The organism is Halonotius pteroides, assembly GCF_003605635.1.
Classification (GTDB): Archaea; Halobacteriota; Halobacteria; order Halobacteriales; family Haloferacaceae; genus Halonotius; species Halonotius pteroides.
The window spans coordinates 1-17,842 of the sequence record NZ_QMDW01000011.1; the positions used below are offsets into that span (position 1 = coordinate 1).

20 protein-coding genes and 1 tRNA gene are annotated in these 17,842 nt (G+C 55.4%); 8 read left to right on the forward strand and 13 right to left on the reverse strand.

The window, feature by feature from the left end; all coding sequences use genetic code 11:
* The 4 genes from DP106_RS08830 to DP106_RS08840 form a co-directional block, all read right to left on the reverse strand.
* The coding region (locus DP106_RS08830; RefSeq protein WP_133305121.1) for a type II toxin-antitoxin system VapC family toxin at window positions 1-325 on the reverse strand (325 nt) is incomplete at its 3' end.
* On the reverse strand, window positions 322-474 hold the full coding sequence (locus DP106_RS15840; protein ID WP_165857858.1) for a hypothetical protein: 153 nt from the start codon (window positions 472-474) through the stop codon (window positions 322-324). The genes DP106_RS08830 and DP106_RS15840, both read right to left, overlap by 4 nt.
* A gap of 94 nt (window positions 475-568) precedes the next feature.
* Entirely contained in the window at window positions 569-862 is a 294-nt protein-coding gene (locus tag DP106_RS08835) for a chorismate mutase (protein ID WP_120084773.1), read from the reverse strand.
* Complete coding sequence (locus tag DP106_RS08840) at window positions 859-1,752, reverse strand: shikimate kinase (protein WP_120084774.1); 894 nt, start codon at window positions 1,750-1,752, stop codon at window positions 859-861. Before DP106_RS08840 ends, DP106_RS08835 begins: the two co-directional genes overlap by 4 nt.
* Before the next feature lie 96 nt (window positions 1,753-1,848).
* Between DP106_RS08840 and DP106_RS08845 the strand changes: the two genes are divergently transcribed.
* Window positions 1,849-3,198, forward strand: a complete 1,350-nt coding sequence (locus tag DP106_RS08845; protein ID WP_133305122.1) for an Ig-like domain repeat protein — start codon at window positions 1,849-1,851, stop codon at window positions 3,196-3,198.
* A gap of 39 nt (window positions 3,199-3,237) precedes the next feature.
* Here DP106_RS08845 and DP106_RS16550 read toward each other — a convergent pair whose 3' ends face one another.
* The 4 genes from DP106_RS16550 to DP106_RS08865 all read right to left on the reverse strand — a co-directional run bounded on the left by DP106_RS16550 (window position 3,238) and on the right by DP106_RS08865 (window position 7,863).
* On the reverse strand, window positions 3,238-3,567 hold the full coding sequence (locus DP106_RS16550) for a zinc-ribbon domain-containing protein (protein WP_120084777.1): 330 nt from the start codon (window positions 3,565-3,567) through the stop codon (window positions 3,238-3,240).
* Between the two features lie 118 nt (window positions 3,568-3,685).
* Complete coding sequence (locus tag DP106_RS08855) at window positions 3,686-4,669, reverse strand: cohesin domain-containing protein (RefSeq protein WP_120084892.1); 984 nt, start codon at window positions 4,667-4,669, stop codon at window positions 3,686-3,688.
* A 61-nt stretch (window positions 4,670-4,730) separates the two neighbouring features.
* Window positions 4,731-5,564, reverse strand: coding sequence for a hypothetical protein (locus tag DP106_RS08860; protein ID WP_120084778.1), 834 nt, complete (start codon window positions 5,562-5,564; stop codon window positions 4,731-4,733).
* A 22-nt stretch (window positions 5,565-5,586) separates the two neighbouring features.
* Window positions 5,587-7,863 carry a hypothetical protein gene (locus tag DP106_RS08865; protein ID WP_133305123.1) on the reverse strand — a complete coding sequence of 759 codons (2,277 nt, stop codon included), beginning with the start codon at window positions 7,861-7,863 and terminating at the stop codon, window positions 5,587-5,589.
* A 111-nt stretch (window positions 7,864-7,974) separates the two neighbouring features.
* Here DP106_RS08865 and DP106_RS08870 point away from each other — a divergent pair, with 111 nt between their 5' ends.
* Genes DP106_RS08870 through DP106_RS08880 form a run of 3 tightly spaced genes read left to right on the forward strand, consistent with a single transcriptional unit; the run spans window position 7,975 to window position 11,957 of the window.
* Window positions 7,975-11,178: a carboxypeptidase regulatory-like domain-containing protein gene (locus DP106_RS08870; RefSeq protein ID WP_120084781.1), complete on the forward strand. Its 3,204-nt coding sequence runs from the start codon at window positions 7,975-7,977 to the stop codon at window positions 11,176-11,178.
* Between the two features lie 51 nt (window positions 11,179-11,229).
* Window positions 11,230-11,670: a DUF5796 family protein gene (locus DP106_RS08875; RefSeq protein WP_120084782.1), complete on the forward strand. Its 441-nt coding sequence runs from the start codon at window positions 11,230-11,232 to the stop codon at window positions 11,668-11,670.
* Window positions 11,671-11,672: 2 nt separating this feature from the next.
* Complete coding sequence (locus tag DP106_RS08880) at window positions 11,673-11,957, forward strand: DUF7508 domain-containing protein (RefSeq protein ID WP_120084784.1); 285 nt, start codon at window positions 11,673-11,675, stop codon at window positions 11,955-11,957.
* A 10-nt stretch (window positions 11,958-11,967) separates the two neighbouring features.
* On the opposite strand, the gene DP106_RS08885 is transcribed toward DP106_RS08880, so the two are convergent.
* Both DP106_RS08885 and DP106_RS08890 read right to left on the reverse strand, forming a co-directional pair.
* Window positions 11,968-12,903, reverse strand: a complete 936-nt coding sequence (locus tag DP106_RS08885; RefSeq protein ID WP_120084785.1) for an alpha/beta fold hydrolase — start codon at window positions 12,901-12,903, stop codon at window positions 11,968-11,970.
* Between the two features lie 137 nt (window positions 12,904-13,040).
* Window positions 13,041-13,124, reverse strand: a tRNA-Leu gene (locus tag DP106_RS08890).
* A gap of 89 nt (window positions 13,125-13,213) precedes the next feature.
* Between DP106_RS08890 and DP106_RS08895 the strand changes: the two genes are divergently transcribed.
* Together DP106_RS08895 and DP106_RS08900 are read left to right on the forward strand one after the other, a co-directional pair.
* Window positions 13,214-13,696, forward strand: coding sequence for a DUF309 domain-containing protein (locus tag DP106_RS08895; protein WP_120084786.1), 483 nt, complete (start codon window positions 13,214-13,216; stop codon window positions 13,694-13,696).
* Window positions 13,697-13,757: 61 nt separating this feature from the next.
* Window positions 13,758-14,576 carry a M14 family metallopeptidase gene (locus tag DP106_RS08900; protein ID WP_120084787.1) on the forward strand — a complete coding sequence of 273 codons (819 nt, stop codon included), beginning with the start codon at window positions 13,758-13,760 and terminating at the stop codon, window positions 14,574-14,576.
* On the opposite strand, the gene DP106_RS08905 is transcribed toward DP106_RS08900, so the two are convergent.
* The 3 genes from DP106_RS08905 to DP106_RS08915 form a co-directional block, all read right to left on the reverse strand.
* Complete coding sequence (locus DP106_RS08905; RefSeq protein ID WP_120084788.1) at window positions 14,573-15,019, reverse strand: UPF0179 family protein; 447 nt, start codon at window positions 15,017-15,019, stop codon at window positions 14,573-14,575. The two genes, DP106_RS08900 and DP106_RS08905, sit on opposite strands and share 4 nt — an antisense overlap.
* Window positions 15,020-15,068: 49 nt before the next feature.
* Window positions 15,069-15,449 carry a DUF5820 family protein gene (locus DP106_RS08910; protein ID WP_120084789.1) on the reverse strand — a complete coding sequence of 127 codons (381 nt, stop codon included), beginning with the start codon at window positions 15,447-15,449 and terminating at the stop codon, window positions 15,069-15,071.
* 73 nt (window positions 15,450-15,522) lie between these two features.
* Window positions 15,523-16,227 (reverse strand): phosphoribosyltransferase, encoded by a 705-nt coding sequence (locus tag DP106_RS08915; RefSeq protein ID WP_120084893.1) that lies wholly within the window; start codon window positions 16,225-16,227, stop codon window positions 15,523-15,525.
* 104 nt (window positions 16,228-16,331) lie between these two features.
* On the opposite strand from DP106_RS08915, the gene DP106_RS08920 reads away from it, so the two are divergent.
* Complete coding sequence (locus DP106_RS08920; protein ID WP_120084791.1) at window positions 16,332-16,841, forward strand: nucleoside deaminase; 510 nt, start codon at window positions 16,332-16,334, stop codon at window positions 16,839-16,841.
* 53 nt (window positions 16,842-16,894) lie between these two features.
* Window positions 16,895-17,812 carry a PhzF family phenazine biosynthesis protein gene (locus DP106_RS08925; protein ID WP_120084793.1) on the forward strand — a complete coding sequence of 306 codons (918 nt, stop codon included), beginning with the start codon at window positions 16,895-16,897 and terminating at the stop codon, window positions 17,810-17,812.
* Window positions 17,813-17,842: the final 30 nt, after the last annotated feature.

Here is a 17,842-nt window from a genome sequence, read left to right on the forward strand (position 1 = left end):
GGTTCTGGTGACGACGACTAACTGGTATTCCCCATGCGTGGGAAGCCGCGCCGTTTAGGGCGCGGAGGATGTCACACGCCGAAACCTGGTCGCTGATCTCCGGCGCGTAGATATCGACGCCTCCGTAGATGTCAGCCAGTACCTCTTCGACCCGTTCCTGTTCTACGCGCTTCTTTTTCGTCAACACCGACCGAATTTCCATGAGATTGAGAATCGACGTACAAAAGTCGTGATTCCCATTCAGCAGTTCAGTCGCTACGTCGCCGCGACCCGGTTCGTCAGTGATGCTAGCGATGAAAACGTTCGTATCGACGAATACCTTCATCGACGTTCTCGCGCTTCGCGTATCGCCTCCACGGAGTCGATGTCGACATCAGCCAGCCGTCCCGACAGCAGGTCACCAAGTTTGACTGCCGACTTGTCGTCCCCATCGGCCGGCTTCGACCAATCCGGTGGCGTTGCGTAACTTCCCATATGGCTGGATAGAGGTGGTGATAATAAATCAATTTGGCCGGTTGCGCTCTCTGACCGATTCGATAGCGAGGCGAATCTCCGTGAGGGTGGTGTCCTACCGACTCTCCCGCTGCTCGACTTTGTTCAACTCGATCAGTAGCCGAAAAACCGTCTTCACGAGGTTGGCGTCGAGATCGAACGTGGCGGCGTTGTCACCAGCGCGCTCCATCACCGCGTCCTCCTGACTTTCGTCGGTTGTCGGCAGATCGCGTTCGGCCTTGACATCGGCGATCGTCTCGGCGACGTAGGTGCGGCGGGCGATCAGCTCAACGATCTCTCGATCTATCGATTCGATCTCCTCGCGCAGTTCCTCAAGACTCATCTCGTCTGGTTCGGGGTTCGTGCTCATTGGATGGATGCTCCAGTGGTTCGGGTCGTTGTCTCGATCAGCGTGCCATCACGTTCGGCCCACAACTCGCTGACGGGTGCCAGCGACGTCTCATCGCCGACCGCGACAACGCTCGGGCCGGTGCCGGACAGCGAGACGCCGTGGCAGTGCGGCATGGCCTCGACGGTCGGGTCGGTATCGAAATCCAGCGCGGCCACATACGCCAACCCGTTGACCGTCATCGCCTCACCGAACCGACCATCGAGGGCTAACTCGGCGACGAGGTCGGCCATCTTAGCGACGTTCTCACAGCGGTCGACATCGGCGTCGGCGCTGTAGGCGCGTTCCGGCGGCGTCCAGACCAGCACATCCCACTCGCGGGGTTCGTGAGCCAGCAGTTCGTCGGCGGTATTGTCGGTGACAACGACGCCACCGAGCATGCTCGCCGAGGCATCATCGAACGCGCCGGTGATCGTGACGCCAACGTCACGGGCGGCCTCGACGCCGATCCGGCAGGCACCGAGCTTCGTGATCGCGTCGCCAACAGCTGCCGTATCAGTGTCGTCGTCGGAAACGACGGTAACACCGAGCGCGTCAAGCGTCGCTAACACGGTCGCGTTGGCGGCGGCACTTGAACTCTTCAGTCCGGCGGCCATCGGCACCTCGCTGTCGGTGGTGACGACGCCGCCCTCGCCGTTGCCGAAGCGATCGACGACGCGTTCGACACAGCGTTCGATCAGGCGGGTGTCGGCGTCGGTCGCGTCTGTGATCTCGCCGGTCACCGCGTCGGCGTCGGCTGCAAGCTTGACGGTCGCGGTTGTCTCAACATCGATCGCGAACGCCGAGCCCTGCCCGGTCGCTAAGGCGTTGAGGATGGTACTGGCACCGGGTGCGGTTGCGACGCCGTTCATACCAACAGGGGTGGCGGCGGCGATCAAAGGTGTGGCGGTTCGGCCCTGCTTGGCAGGACAGCGGTTATATACGATCAGACTCGAAATAATAGGCATGTGCAACGTTCGTCGAACCGCTGTTGTCACCGTCTCGGTGCGACACTCTGGTCGGTGAGTTCGATGGCCCGAACGCTGCGGCTGGCGGTGTTGGTGGTCGCTCTCCTCGTCGTGGGGAGTGTCACCGCCGGCACAGCGGCTGCCGCAGCTGGTGATGCGACGACTGCGGTCTACGATGTTGACGATGTTGAGAGCGATATCCCTGATGCCACGCTAACTGACGGCGGCGTCTACTGGCAGGGCCAACAGCTCGGTCTCGGCAATGTTAGCGGCGACCTCGCCACCACGACGAACCGAACCGATGTTGAGACGCTGCACCTGCGGGCGTACGACTCGGATGATAACGAACTCGGACGACTCGTCCGAGAGATTGACCTCGTCAAGGGCAACGAAACCTTACAAACGACCGATCTCAACGGGACGTACCTCCTCTTGCCGGCCGATCAGCGCGATGTCGCGATAACGTTCCAAGACGGGCGTGTCAATGGAACAGTTCCGACCGAATCAGCGCCCGCGTTTGAGGTGCTCGTCCAAACGCTGACCGTCGAGTGGGCACCGAGTCCACCGAGCGCGGTTGGCTCCGATCGAGAACTGCAGGTGCGATCAAATCGCCTTCGCTACAACGTCAACGTGAGTAGTCCGGATCTCAACTACACACAGTTAGAGAGCGCGTTCATGGATGACCGGTTTCTCCGGAATCAAAACGGCCCGTTCGATACCCGCCGGCCGTTCACCCGTGGGGCCGAGAGCTACGAGGTCTATGCTGACGATGACACGGTTGTTCTTCGAGGGTTTGCTGATGGATCGCTTCGCCCCGATCTCGGTGGGTTGCCGCGACTCCCGGAGGCGGTCATGGTTGAGGTGACTGATACCGGTGTTCGAGACACCGCCTCGCTGTCGACCGGGGCTGTCGAAACAGGGCCGTTCAACGTCACCCAGCTACGGCTCCCCGAGCGTGTCGATCCCGGCCAGTCGGTGACGATGTCGGCGACGATCGCCAACGAGTGGCCCGGAGCTGATACCCAAACTGTCACGTTTGACTTCGCTGGCCGACAACAGACAGTCAGAACCCAGTTGGCCGGTGGGGCAGCAACAGAGATCACAGCGACGTTTACCGCTCCTGAAGAACCAGGCGACAAACCCTATGCTGTCGGTGCCGGCGGCGAATCGGCGACTGGGACGCTCACCGTTGTTGCTCCTGAGCCAGAAACAGGTTCGGAGTCCGTCTCTGGTGATGACGGTAGCACATCTGATAGCGGCGGGGGAACCGGATTGATCGGCCCAATCGGCGTAGGCGGGATCATGTCGACATTCTCGTTGTTGACCGTGCTGTTGTTCCGTCGTCGGTGACAGTCGTCGCAGAGGTCAGTTGCCTGTCTTGCCGACTAATTATAACAAATAGATAAGGAGCCCACCAGCTAAAACAAACAAGAGTGCAAACGCAGCGTTTGCCCAAACCTTCGGGGGGCGACCGAATACACGACCGAGCAGTTGGCGGCTTGGCGGGAACAACTGAACCCCGCCGTACACAACCGGAATGCCACCGAGATTATTCGGGAGCACTGAGAGGCCGCCGACGATGATGAGGAAGCCAACCGCGTAGCTCAGCCGACCGATGATTACCTTTCGTTTAGTGTCTGAATCCTGTGGCTCACCACAGTTCGGGCAGAACGTGGCTGTGTCGTCGACTTCGGTGCCACAGTTATTACACGTAGGCATTTGCTACTAGGTGGCGATTGCTCGTTTGACATATCAACGCTTTCATTTCTGAACGAAACGTATCAGTGGCCGATGTACCTGATAACTGTTTGTCTATCTATACTATGGTGTGTTTCTGTCAGGATGATTTTCGGCCGATAATATAACTTGCTGCCAGAACTGCGATCAGTGTTAGTGTGACTCCAAACCCAGGAACCGCACTGTCGGTGTCGCCTTCGGATGTTGTACCATTTCCTGTAGAGCTATCATTAGCTGGTTGTGTAGATGGGGTTGAATCACTTGGTTCAGTGTTTGTTTCGTTCAACTCTGCTTCTGCTCTGGTTTCACTTTCCGCGGTTGAACTGTTCACGTCCTCGGTTCTATTGCTGTCAGCCTCTGTGTTGTCCGTAGCTTCTTCAGCATCTGTGTCCGCTGTAGTTTCGTCACTATCTATGTTCTCGTCTGTCGTCGCTTCACTATCAGACTCATCACTTGTCGTCGCTTCGCTATTTGTGTCTTCTTCGGTTGTCTCCCCACCGTCAGACTCGTCGTCTGTGTTCTCCTCACTATCGGAATCGTTGTCTGTAGGATCGTCAGCCTGGCTTGGAACCTCCGCGTCAACTGTTCCATCGGTAGTTGTTATTGCAAATTCAGTTGACCCCTCAGACGCTTTTGCGGTAGTGAATTCGAGCGGTGTTGTTGCCCCGTCATCAGCATCACCCGCGGCCTCGACAGTAATTGTGGCGACTGTTCCGTTGGCTGTTTCGACGCCTCCGCCATCAAAAATAGCCTCTAAGTATTCTACCTCTCCGGGTGTCGAGATATTGTTTACAAGTGCTCTCCCGCCGAGATACGACCCTTGCTCCTGATCGGTTACTGTGATCACATCCGAGTCGTATCTAAGTGTGTATTCAATACCTTGAGGAGTTGCATCCGACAGCCTCTCATATGTGACTGCAATTGTTTTGGATTCCCCCTGTTCAAGCGATACGTCGGTTGGTGAGACTGCGACCTCTCCATCTGGTGACTGCGCACTGACACTCGGTGCGCCGACGATCAACCCGAGTATTAGTACCTTGACAAACACCACGGTAACTAACTGCTGAAGAGTGTTTCTTTCCATGATCAATGTCGTTGAGTATGGTGTGCTTGTTTTGATAGCATGCAGTAGATAACTAGACTCTTCAGCTTGCCGGTGATAATCTCATGTTAAGTTTAATATTCATATCTGTTGATTCAATATCACTACTTTCCGGATCAATCTTGAAACTAATTGTGTTTTCGGGGGATGGATCGTTTGCTGGATCCTCGTTGGCTAATGGAACCTCTGTATCTGTACCCTGTTCAGTGACTGTCGTTTTTGTAATATCCCTAACTTCTACATCACTGGGTAATGTAATTGTAAACTCATCATCTTTCCCATCAGCACTGACATCGCTTACTGCCAGATCTAGAGTGTGAATCACCTCTGAATCATTGATCTCTGACGGCGACAGTGCTGCATTTGTAATCTCGACTGTCTCTGGTGTTCCCTCCACAGCTTTAATGCTCCCTCCGGTGATTTCTATTTCTTGTGTCCCAGCAGTCACCTCACTGAATGTGAGATCAGTCTTGTCACCCTGATCAACACCATCTGCGAGTTCAACAGTAATGGTTGCAACTGTAAATTCGTCTGATTCGATCTGGTCTTGATTGATCAGATAGCCGAACCTGAATGCGCCTGGATCGATTATATCACTGCCTCCCCGACTGTCAACGTGTTCTCCAAGCTTGGAGTTGGTCACTTTTATTACCTCAGGATCATGCTCAAGCCGAAATTCTAGGCTGCTTGGACTCTCCCCAGATTGGGTATCATAAATAACATCTATTTTTTGCGATTCTCCATCCTCAAGCGAGGTTTCGGTGGGCGTTAGTCTCATCTCTCCGGTCGACTCTCCAGCGACACCAAGAGATCCGATCATCACGCTGATGACGGCTGCGACAACTACTACAGTTGCAATGGTAGCTTTATCGTACATAATGTGTCAATACTGTCTGTGATCAGGGTGGCTCGTACTCTTGGGCAACGATGGTCACATCCACAAGGTCGACAACGCCATCATTATTCACATCATGTTGGGAATCTTCATTAGTATCTATGGTCTCAATTCCACGCTTATCAAGTATTGACTCTACATCACCATCTAGAGTCACATTCCCTCTATCGTTTGGAACGTCATCTAAGGTTACATCTCCTCGCTTATATATCTCTTCGCCATTTCCACCGCGTGGATCGCTTACGGTTTTGTTGTCACCGATCACGCCTCGGCTTGCATCGTTAACCGGCACCACTGTTATATCGTAAACGCTCTTGGTAGCGTAGCTACCGTTATCGATGAAGGTGTCATCTTGTGGAACATGTGCGAGCGTTCCATCACATGTTGAGAGGCCCTCACAGTCTATGAACTGCGACTCATCACTTGATTCGTCGGGAACTTCTCCATTGCGCGTATTATTTAATACAATTTTAGAGATTTCCCCCTCATTACTTTCTGCTTCAACCTCAAATCGCACCGGGGCACCAACCATGTCGCCACTGCTCGTAAGGTGATCTACATCAGCCTGTTCAAACTCGATGACAGTCTTAGGATTAAATACGTCCACCTCTGTAGTGTCTGTCTCAAACTTTAATTCCTTAACATCTTTCTCATTAAGATCTGTACTTATTTTACTGTCAGTCGAATTTATTAGTCGACTACCTTCAATATCTGCAGTGTCAGTGACTGTCTCTAATTCGACGATTTCAGAGTTTTCAGTGTTAGCACTATCTGATTGATCAGGTTCAAACTCACTCTCGAATCTAAATGACATGTTGAATAGTGTTACATCCTCCGATCCCTCGCTGATGACCGGCCCACCGCTTGCATTTACTATGACCGTTTCAATTTGACCCGCTTCACTTTCTCTGATATCAGTCCTGTTTCCAATAAGACTAATTTGATATTCGGTATCCTGGTAAACTATCTGATCTGGATTAAATTCAAGAACATGTTTGACAGCATCTACTCTGTCGTCTCCGGCAGCAGATGCATTCACAGTTAGATTGAATCGACTAGTATCCGATATATTTGCTTCCGAAATATTTGTTTTTATATTTATCCGCTCGGTTGGTGGCTGGATATCGAACTCATTCGCTTCGTTGACGATATCACTTGGATTATATCGATCAACACGATCAATGGCTTGTGACTGTGGAGATATCGAATTTAAACTTGTTTCATCATCCAAACTGGCCTCAACTTCGCCACCATCAACAAGCTTTGTAGCATTGACCCCAGAGAAATTGTATGAGTCTTCATTAAATACCGCCTCTGCATCGATTGTATTACCATCATTGTCTCTGAGTTCAACAGTGTAATCTTCGTTCTCACCTGTTACTTCATCAGATACTTCTATAAGCCTATGTGGCTCAAAAATAACCTTTTTTGTGTTTCCTTCAGTGACTTCTACGGCTTCCGTGTTATCAAGTGTATAGTTTTCTCCATTTATTTCTGCGGTAACATCACCATCACCACTAAAATCTGATTCATCGACAGTGAACTCAGCACTTATGTTGTTATTTCCATCTACTTCGATATCTTCCTGATTCTGTTCTTGTCCATCACTCGTCGAAATCACAATCTCAGCATCACCATCAACCGGCGCATCACTGACGTTGATTGTTGCGTTAATTACCCCTGTGTTAACCGTCTCACCTTCCTCTAAGTTCCGTCTTAATGAACTATCGGGGGCCCATGTGTAGCTACTCTCATCTTCAATCCCACCCCCATCGATATAGGCGAATTTATAATCAATCGTATCCGGCGCACCAATATCCGCCTCGTCAACTCGCACAACAACATAGCTGTCTTTCTGTTCTACGACCTCAATCTCTGCACTACTACTCCCGTCGAACTGTGATGTTTCTTCATCCCACGGTTCGACTACATTTGTCCCATCACCGATTGCAATACGGTAATCGGCGTCGAGATCGCCTAAGTTTTCCCAGAATTTTGCAGTCTCACCACCAGAATCTGCAAACGTCTCGTCATTGATGCCTTCTGGATTACCAGTGTCAACATAAATGTCTGTTATATTACTGGACAAGTCATTGTTTTTTGTGAATGTTATGTTGAATTTTATATCTCCACTATCCTCCTCAATAGTTGCACTATCGAATGGCTCCTTGTCTCCGTCAAAATCGATTGTATCTGCTGCCACGGCAGCTGATGGAACCAGCGTAGCCACGATGACCAAGGCCACGAGAAGTATTAATGATCTTCGCAGGACTGTCGACATAACATAATAAATATCATGTGCAATTATAACTCTTTTCCAACATTATCATGATTGATACGATCCCCGCTAGCCTTATTACGCTGCTATTAAAATATAACTGTACTATCACCGATGCTTCCCAAAATAAAAGCCCCGTCATACACGGCAGCAATGCTTGCCGGATGTATGATGATAGGGTTATTATTACTGCTGCCCGGTGCGGCGACTGCCCAGGCAGCGAATGGGACGCTTGAGCTGAAGGTTATTAACGCAGACGGCGAGCCAATTGACGGAGCAGAAGTCCGAGTCAACGACGAATCAATCGATAAAACTGAGTTCAATAATGATCTGATTGAGGGTGAGGCTACTGTTGAGACCGATAGCGACGGTCGTTTCAGGAATGCTAGCGTTCCTGTTGGGGTGAAAAATATCACTGTCGGTAACCCTGGAGACTCCGAGTTTAAATATGAGAGCCAATATCATGAGTCGGTAGCTATCTTAATTGGTGAGACAACTACAGAACAATTCACTCTTGAAAGGAAAACAAGAACAGTTACTGGTCAAGTGTTTAGCAATGGTCGGGATCCTGCGCCAATCTCTGATGCCACAGTTGAGGTTACGAATATTACCAAGCAGCAGCGGGATCTGATTAGGAACTCTGATAGCTTGCGTCAAACGGCGACAACTAATGATGTCGGTGAATACCGCATCGATATTCCCACATCGACCGGTCTTAATCTTAGCTTTAGTCGTGACGGATACAAATCTACCGAGGTGGTGATTGGTAGTGATGACTCCGGTGAGGTAATAAATAACTTGCTTCACGTGCTTGAAAATCAAGACGGAGTGGTGTTTGGAACTGTTACTGTTGACAACAACGGTGAAGTACCTGTCTCCGGAGCGGTTATTAAAGCTGATGTTAATCCTGCCAATTGGGCTCAGATCGACGAAGCTGACATCTCCGATACAACTGGTTCAGACGGTGCGTATCGTATCAGAGCGCCAAGCGGTAGACACACTGTTATTGTAGAATCAGAAACATTTAATAATAAGAAAAAAGAGGTTACAGTTCGCCCTAACGAAGCTAATGAAACGAACTTCTCGCTTGGGATTCGACAACTCCAAATTGATTCTGTGACTCCACAAACAGTGCAGTCGGGCGACACTGTTAGCATCGACTACACATACTCAGGGCAGTTTGAGACGCTCAATTTCACCGTGGGACCTGAGAATCAACCTATTATTTCTCAAGAGGTTGACGATGCTGTCTCATCGGGAAAGATCACATTCGAAACCCCTGATCGAAGTGAAATCGAAGACGGAAATTACACGATCACACTTTCGACACCACGCAGGACAGCCACCGACACAATCCGCGTTTTGAACCCAGTTGACCCTGAGGCAGTCGGCGTCGGCGAGTTGGGCGAAGAGTCTTATCGGGCACCGGCTGGTGATTTCGTGGAAATAACCACCGGTGGTGAATACATGCTTATTGGCGGCGACAGGCCATCTGACAACAGTGATACGATTACGCAGTATCTTGACGTGCTATACGTTGAGGAGGGTTCAACGACAATTAACACACGGCTTGTGGGTACAGCTGTCTCCTCGGATCGGGCGTACGGTGAGGGGGTGAAGAGCTACGCCCATTCCATCGGTGCTGATTCCGAACCACGTGGTGATTTTGCTGATGTCTCGTTTACCGGTGCGTCTACCTTGGCTGAATTCCGCCGGAATCTGGGTATCGATAGCCGAGCTACCCCCTTACAAACCGGCCGTTACCGGTTGCTAGCCGGCGAAAATGGCCGTATAACCGTCGATAGTGGTGTCCCGCGGTTCCGCAAGCCTGTCGGCCGCTCAAACCTGATTTTGACCCAACCACAGTTGGAGGCTGTAAACACGTATGTCCTCCCACCTGAGTCGGCAAATGCCGAAGATGTTGCTGGCCCTTCGGATGACGCTACCGAATCAAACACGATTGCGGAGGGCGAACGACTCCTGATCGAGATTCAAGCTACCGGAATGTATGGTGCTACAACCGACGATCCGACCGTTGAATCAATCCCACCTGCTGCCATTGCAGATCTGTTAGCAAAACCCGAGGGTGTCGATATGGATCTTTCAACATGGTACTATGATGGCTCCGAAAACACTGAAGCAGATCTACAATTTTCTGCTGTGAGCCCCAGCGACGTATACGTGATCCCGGACACCACAACAGATCAATGGGAGGATGAAACAGTCATCGGCGAAGATAGCCTGATTAGTGGCTTATATATCGTTGTTGACACCCGCGGTGAAGCATTTTCGGCACCTGCATATGGCGACGTTATGCAGTTTACAACGGCGTATGAATCTCCCGATGGTAGCCGATATTTGTATCAGGACACCGATGCTGGTACGCAGCCACGACCATTTGATCCGGCCATTGAGTCTGCCGATGGCGTTGAGCATTATCCCTACTTTGGTGCGACTGATACAACCGTCGCGGTAAACAGCACAGTTGAATTCATGGAACCATCAATTCAATACGGACGAACCACAGTTGACGGCAGTCTTGTGGTGCCAGCCGAAACCGGTGGGCAGATCCTTGGCTCAACAACATTGGCGCCAGGCACTCAAGCCACGATCCAGCTTATCGATCAGAGCCGATCTGATCCTGAACTTGTAACGATCGACGAGGTTACGATCGAAGACGATCGAACGTTTACTGCATCCGCAGATTTCTCTGAGCTTGCGTCGGGTGATCAGGTCACTGTTGAGTTCTATACTGCTGGTCGACTTCCCGGTAACCGTGTTATCGACAGACGGGGTGCGCGTGTTGTTGAGGATATAAACAATATCGCAAACTACCAGATAACTAATTTTTCTGGCACAGTTGCGGTTCAACAACGATCTTCGCTTTCTGAGGTTGAAGCCACTATCAATAATACGGGTGAACTCACCGGTCAACAGGTGGTACGGTTTAGCATTGACGGGAAACCGATTCGCAACGAATCACTCCGTTTGAGTGGAAACGGGAACGCGACACTCGATCTCTCTGATCAGTTTGTTACACTCCCGGTCGGTACCTATGAGTACACTGTCCGAACTGACAACGATGAGCAAACAGGTGAGCTCAGAGTCGCATCGCCAGAGAGTGGAACAACGATCACCAGCGAGGACACCAATACGACGACCACCAGTAGCCCACTTGATGAAAACGAGCTGCCTGGGGAGAACGATGACGAGTCGGATCCCAACGGCCTCTTTGGCATAGTGGGCGTCAGTGGTCGGGATGTTGCCCTTGGTGCCGCGCTCACCGGAACCGCACACGTGCTTGGCTACTGGACGTAATACCGGTATATACCGGCGGTCTTTTTCGACTCCCACGTGTATGCTAGTACAATGCCCGTCCACAGCGACGTTGCTCCCCGAACACTCGGTGTCGAACTCCGTCCCGAAGGCGTCGTCGTCACCTACGCTGACGATCGAACGACGATGTACCGCGGAGCCCCAACAAAGGTCAATGACTCGCTCACGACAAATCCAGGCAAAGAAACCCACCTGCTTGTCACCGATCCGACCGAAACAGAGGGCGTCATGCTCTATGTCAACGATCTGAAAACACACGATGACATTCTCAAAGACACCGGTGTCGGTCGTATTTTGTTAGACGACGGCGACGAGGAGGAGGTCTTCCCGGGTGTCACGGTACGCCGGAGCGGCGATCATCGAACAACGATCGACGCCGATCCTGAGACCGCCCGCGGCCGTGTCTTTGTTTTCGTTGAGGACGATTGGGGCGAAGAGAGCTATGAGTTTGTCCCGGAATCGGAGCTAGAGTAACGATGAGCCTCCGGAAACAGTGGCGTGAGCTTGATCGATCGCTTGTTCCGCAGGTGCCGGATCGGTACGCGTTGTATGAGCTTGGCGATGCTGCGGGCACCACAATCGGCTTTGGGATCGGGCCGCTGCCGGACGAGCTACGAGAGTTACTGGCCTACGGCGAGGGAACGGAGTTCCACTATACGACCGACACAGCCGATGTCGGCGACCCGGGACAAATTCGCTGGGAGCTGGCGAACAACAAACCACATGCCGAGCAACTGCTGGCCGAACAGCTTGATAGCTAACCGCCCGAGATCAGTGATCGCTAAACTGTTTATCGAGGAGTGCGACGAAGTCCTCAGGGAACTCGACGTGCGGTAGTAGCTTGCTCTCATCGAAGACGACAAGCGGTACGTCCGCCTCAGCTGCTAGCTCCCGACCCTGTGACAGCGGTGTGATCTCGGCGTCACGACCCCACAGGATCGTTGTTGGAATCGCAAGCTCGGACAGTGTCTCTCCGAGGTCGATGTTCGCGTTGAGATAGCCACTGATAAATGACGATGGCGCGAAGCGAGCGTTCGGCTGGTGGGCTGTCTGCCACTCGTAGTCCAGCCAGTCCTCGGTGACAGTGGCCATATCGTAGTAGCCGTGATCGGCGTTGAAATGGCGAATCGAGGGTTTCGAGGCGACGAGATTGAACAGCCCGGTGCCGACCACCGGGAGCCGAAACAGCTCCCGGAGCAACTGATTTGGGGGTTCCGGGCCAGCGATGGCTGCCGGACAGATGAGGAGTAGTTCGGATATCGTTGTCTCGGTTGTTGTCAGTGCGTCTAGCGTGTACGCCGCCGACAGCGACGAGGCAACGACAGCGGGGTCGTCGTACTCGGCGAGGAAGTCGGCGACGAACTCCTCGTACAGGGTCGCGGAGTATCGCAGCGGTGGCCGGTCGGAACACCCAAACCCGGGGAGATCCGGCGCAACGACGTGATACTTCTCGGCAAGGTCGTTAAATACCGCGCGGAACTCACCGCTTGAGCCGGCGGCGTTGATCCCGTGGAGGAGGAGTAACGTCTGGTCTTCCGGGTCGCCAGCCTCGGTGGAGGTGATATCCATCCCACGCCAGTCCTCGGTGTGGTGGGTGCCGTTGAGTGGCGGTTGGAGGTCGGTCGCGGTCGCCTGCAGCCACCGGTTGAGTGCCGTGATGGCTCCCCCACCGACTGCAGCGGACGCGAGGAGTTTACGGATCGACATACCAGTGGTTGGGCGGCGAGATAGTTATATCCGCCACTTCGCTGATGCTGTGGCTTGGGGTATGGGTGTAGTGAGAAGTTTTGCGAGGGAAGAACGCTCAAGAGCGGTCTTCCGCATCACGGGTGTGACCCCGGCGATGCGAGGGGAGGGATTTGAACCCACGGACCTCTACAGGAGCGGATCTTGAGTCCGCCGCCGTTTCCGGGCTTGGCTACCCTCGCATGCGACCGAAGCTATCGCGGCGATCCTGTTTAACGCGTCGGTTTTCTCCAGCAGCCACACCTTTGTCCAGCGGCTTCGAAACAGCAGTATGGACGATCACACCCGCGATCCAGGCGTTGCCCCGCCGCTCGGGAATCCCACGGGCTGGCGACAACCGGATCGGCAGTGGGAACACGCCACCCTCCGCCGGGCAGTCGAACACGGGATTCGGCTGTTCAACGACGGTGCGTACCACGAATCCCATGACTGTTTTGAGGATGAGTGGTACAACTACGGGGGCGGCACCACCGAGAGCGCGTTTCTCCACGGGATGGTACAGGTCGCCGCTGGCGTCTACAAACACGTCGACTTCGAGGATGATGATGGGATGCGGTCGCTGTTCCGCACAGCTAATCAGTATCTCTGTGGTATCCCCGACGATTTCTACGGCGTTGCCCTCCCTGACATTCGGACAACAATCCGGTCGGCCCAAACGGAGCCAACGCTCATAGAGGGCTGGCAGCTCACCGTCGACGGCGAGAGCCCAGCAGCCTACCCGGCGGATTACGCTTACGCGGAAAAACTGGAATAGCCCCGACCGCCGGCTCTCGGATATCGGGGAGATAAAATAGCCCGGTGGCGTGAAACCGACAATGAAGGTCTACGAGCTCGGTGAGGGAACTCCCGAGGTCGCGGTCATCGGCGGAATCCACGGCGACGAGCCCTGTGGCCCGCTGGCGATCAAACGATTGCTTGCCGAGGAACCGACCGTCGAGCGACCGGTCAAGCTGATTATCGCCAACGAGGACGCGCTTGAAGCCGGCCAGCGGTATCTTGAGGCCGATCTCAACCGCGTCTTCCCCGGCGATCCGGCTGCTGACGCCCACGAACGCCGACTCGCCGCCGACCTGCTGGCTGAGATCGAAGACTGCACCACGCTCGCGCTACACTCCACGCAGTCGTATGCCGAGCCGATCGGTGCGGTGAAGGCCGTTGACACGGTCGCCCGCGAGATCGTCCCGCAGCTTCCGGTGTCGGTGATCACTGAAACTGACGACAACACCGATGGCCGCCTGATCAAGTATCCAAACGTCATCGAGGTCGAATGTGGGCTCCAGGGCACCGATGACGCCGCAAAAAACGGCTATGAACTCGTCAGAGCATTCTTAGCAGCAACCGGGGTACTCCCGCTTGACGATGCGATGGATCGGCTTTCAATCCCGGATCCCGAAACCATCCCTGTCTTTCGGGTCGAGGGCCCGATCCCGAAAGCCGAGGGGACGGAGTATGAGGTGTTTGTTGAGAACTTCGAACGAGTGGCCGCCGGCACCGCCTTCGCCGCTGTCGATGGTGAGCCGATCCACGCCAAAGCGGATTTCTACCCGGTGTTGCTCTCACCGTACGGCTACGCCAACATCTTTGGCTACCGCTCCGAGCGCGTTGGAACGGTTGCCGAGTGGAACGGCGATTAATCCTCGGCTTCAAACTCGACGAGCGTGAGATCGCGGTCGAGTTCACAGTAGTCGTGTGGTGGCTCCCCGACGACCTCGGCGATGCGGTACTCCGTCTCGAAGCCGGCACCGTCCGGGACGCAGAACTCGTGGCTCGGACACTCGGTGTGCGGACAGGGGCCCTCCAGTTCGGCTTTGCTGCCCGCATACGCCCCCCGAGAGGCGACGTTGGCGCGTACCGGTGCGGGTTCGACCTCAACGGCGCGCACCCCGTTGTCGTGGAGCGCGCAGTCAAGCAGTTGTGCGTTGTCGCGGATCGCGGTCACGCGATAGCGACGCCCCTCGGTGAGATTGAGACATTGGCTTCGGTAGGGACAGCCCTCACAGCCCCCTGCCTCGCCACCGTAGACGAACTCCTGACCCTTCTCGGCGAGGCGGTCGCCAATCAGCGTGACGGTTGTCATAGCTGTCCCTATAGTATCCAGCCAGATTACCGTTCCCCTCGATTGACCGCTACCCGCTTTCGCCGACCAACTCGTCAAGTCGGTCGAAGTAGGCCTCTCGCGGCACCTGATACAGGCTTCTGTAATCGATCTCGCCGGCAGCAAACCGCTCGGCGTGGTCGATCGCGCCGTCGATCGCGGCTGCTCGATCCTCGTAGCGCTCGTTGACAGCCTCAATCTCGGGTTCCAAGAAGAGTGTTACCTGCCATGTGCCGGTGGTGCTGCTGCCGGGGCGTCGCCGCGGAGTGCCACTGGTCACGTAGATCGTCGGCAGACAGGGTGCGGGAAACGCCTTCGAGTCGAAGACATCGGGCCGGTAGGCGAGGATCACCCGGCCGTCGCGTTCCTCGTGCCAACACTGCCAGCCGGCCGGGAGCGATGACGCGTCCATGGGTGTGGGTTGGCTCCGACCCACTAAGCGGTCGCGGTTGTCGGCGACGTTCTCGTTATCCTCTCGTTGTCGGTCACGCCTCGTCGTCGACAAGCACCCACTCGTCGTCGCCAACTGACTCGATGACCTCGCGGCGATTCATCTCGTCGAGTACCTCATCGAGACGGTCAGGCTGGGCGATCTCCATTTCGATTCTATCGATCCCGTGGACGGCGGCGAGTTCCGCCCGGATCGCCTCCCGCGAAAACGTCTCGCCGCCGGCGTCGGCCATCACGCCGCTGATCAGATCGACCATATCCTCGATGAAGTTCCAGGGGTAGACGACCCACGTCCACTCGGCGAGGCGTTCGCCGACGAAATCGGGTTCAAACTCGCTGGTATCCAGCAGCTGGAGGGTTGCGGTGCGTACCTCGCCGACATCGCGGTCGGTCACATACTCGTTGGCGCGGCTGATCGAGCCGCCGGTGTCGGCGATGTCGTCGATGATGAGCACATCCTTGTCGGCGACGCTGCCGTCCGGCAGCGGGTAGCGGATCTCCGCGTCCGCGCCCGTCTCAGCCGCGCCGACGTAGTGTTCCATCTTCAGGCTTGTCAGATCGTCGAGCCCGAGGAAATCACAGAGGCACCGGCCGGCGAACCAGCCGCCGCGGGCGAGGGCGACGACGACATCCGGCTCAAAGTCGGCGGCCTTCACCGCGGTACTTACGTCTCGACACAGCCCGTAGATGTACTCCCAGTTCGTGATCGTACAATCGAAGTCCGCTGGGGGGCCGCTCATCGTATCTCGGCGTCGACCGCCATGGTACATAAAAGCCTCGTGAGCCCACAGCGGTGTTCAGCGGTTCCCAAACGTCTATTGTCGTCGTCGCCGTCTCTTTGGGTATGTCTGTCATCCGCGTTGCCGATCCAACTGATCTCGATGCGACGACCCCAGGGCCACCGTTCGCCGACTTCGATCACGAGAGCCATCTCCGCCGCGCGCTGACGCTGGCCCGCGAGGCGGCCGACCGCGGCGACGAGCCGTTTGGCTCAGTCCTCGTCGAAGCTGACACCCTTGTCGCCGAAGCGAGAAACGCCGTTGTCACCGAAAACGACGTGGCTGAACATCCAGAACTCACGCTCGCTCGCCGGGCGGCCGCCGAGTTCGACGAGCCTACCGATCTCGTGTTGTACACCTCAACCGAGCCCTGTCCGATGTGTGCCGGCGGGCTGTATCACGCTGGCGTGCGCGCGGTCGTCTATGCAACGAGTGCCGAACGGCTCGGCGAACTCCGGGACGCCGACATGGTCTGTCCGTCGCCGACGGTCTTCGAGCGCGGCAGCGACCCGGTCGTTGTTGCTGGCCCGGTGTTGCCTGACGACGGCGACGCCGTCCACCGGGAGTGTTGGTAACCGTTCGCCGGCTGGAACCCGGGGTTTGAACCCGTTGGTTCCGTAGGGTGGATATGGACACGCGCCGCACGCTGCTCGTCGATGCCTTCACCGACGATCCCCTCGCCGGCAACGCCGCGGGGGTCGTCCCCGAGGCTGATGGGCTCTCGGCGACACAGATGCAAGCGATCGCCCGCGAGTTGGGCGCAAGCGAAACTGCCTTTCTCTCAACGACCGACGACGCCGACCGCCGGATACGGTATTTCACGCCGACCCAAGAGGTCGACCTCTGTGGGCATGCGACGATCGCCAGTCACGCGCTGTTGGCGGCCGATGGGGCCATCGAGCCCGGCACCCACACGTTGGCGACGAACGTCGGCATCCTCGATATCGAACTCCAAGACGATGGTATCGTCTGGATGACTCAATCCCGCCCTGAAGTCGAGACCGTCGCGGTCGACTACGATCGGGTGGCCGACGCGCTCAGGATCGACGCCGCGAGGCTCAAGGATGTCGGTGCCGACCTGCCGATCGCGCGGGCGACGACCGGCCTGCCGTTTCTCATCGTCCCGGTCAATTTCCTCGAAGGGCTCAGCGGCGTCCAGCCGGATCTGGAGGCGATCGAAGCGCTCACCGACGAGCACGACGCGACCGGGATCTACGCCTTCACGTTCGACACCCTCGACGCGGAATCGACGCTGCACGCCCGAATGTTCGCCCCCGGTGCTGGCGTCGACGAAGACCCCGTTACGGGTACCGCAAGCGGGGCCTGCGGCGCGTATCTTGACGCGTACGAGGCCTTCGACGAGTTGCCGGACGAGCTCAGATTCGAACAGGGTCATTTCGTCGATCGCGGCGGGATCGTCAGAGTCGATGTGGGCGTCAACGACCGCGGTCGCAAGGAGGTTCGGGTCGGCGGCGAGGCCGCTGTCGCGCTTGATGGGACACTCACCGTTCCGCCCGCTGACGACGACGAGATCATCGAAGTCTGATTCTATTACTGTGGAACTGTATGGATGATC